2 protein-coding genes are annotated in these 1039 nt (G+C 46.3%); both read left to right on the top strand.

Features of this window, described 5'->3' with window-relative positions; genetic code table 11:
• A partial coding sequence (locus BZG79_RS15955) for a TfoX/Sxy family DNA transformation protein (RefSeq protein WP_199878107.1) occupies nt 1-128 on the top strand: 128 nt, incomplete at its 5' end.
• A 381-nt stretch (nt 129-509) separates the two neighbouring features.
• On the top strand, nt 510-1039 hold a 530-nt coding region (locus tag BZG79_RS15950), incomplete at its 3' end, for a TVP38/TMEM64 family protein (protein WP_199878106.1).

Raw genomic sequence — 1039 nt, 5'->3', positions numbered from 1 at the left:
GATCTGCTCATGAAACACAATTAAGTCTCGAGCTTTTGTGGTCGTTAGAAGGGGCGATTACCGGTAAACACTGGTCGGTAGTGCCACCCCAACGCCGTCAAGAATTATTACAACACTTAGAAAAATAACCTCTCACAGTCGCCTCTGTATGACTTACTAATTTTCCTGTGAGCAATGTTTGCGTTCAACACCGCCTTCTGGCGGTGTCGCTTTATTCTATTWACTCGTTGACATGTCTCTATGCCCTCCCTTTTGCGTCATCATCTTATCGAGTGTGCTTTTCTTTCCGTCGACTCTAGTTCGTGGGGATTAATCGACGTTTTTTTGATTTTATTGGCGATTTTTCGTTTAACTGAAAGTTTTTAGCGATCGATACGGTCTTGTCAGAGGTAAGATCGACAGCACAGTTCGCTGATGCAACCGATAAATCAGCCAGTTAGTTGCCAAACGTGCACAAAAGTACTCTAAAGTAATAGCTGGCCCTCTTTAATTTAGCGACGAGACCTAATATGTCAGTAAAAAAACTTCTTGTTGGCCTCGTGATTGCTGCCATCGTCGTGCTCTGGTTTAGTTTCGACCTCGGCCAATGGCTCACGCTCGACAATGCGAAAGCGCAACAGGCGATACTCAACGATTACATCGTTCAGCATTTTACCCAAGCCAGCCTATTTTTCTTGCTTGGCTATATTGTGATGACTGCCCTATCACTCCCCGGTGCCGCGGTAGCGAGCTTATTGGGCGCCGCATTGTTTGGATTTTGGTGGGGGCTGATTCTGGTCTCTTTCGCCAGCTCTATTGGTGCCACCCTCGCCTTCTTGGTCAGTCGTTTTTTACTCCAAGACTGGGTACAAAATCGCTTCGGTCAAAAATTAGATGCCATTAACCGTGGCATTGAAAAAGATGGCCGCTTTTATCTGCTCACGCTACGCCTCATTCCCATTTTTCCCTTTTTCTTAATTAATCTAGTGATGGGGTTAACGCCCTTAAAAACGCGCACCTTCTACTGGGTCAGCCAGCTAGGCATGCTACCGGGGACAGC

It is taken from the genome of Salinivibrio sp. MA427 (genome assembly GCF_001996115.1).
Lineage (GTDB): Bacteria > Pseudomonadota > Gammaproteobacteria > Enterobacterales > Vibrionaceae > Salinivibrio > Salinivibrio costicola.
This window is presented reverse-complemented; position numbering and strand designations above follow the sequence as displayed.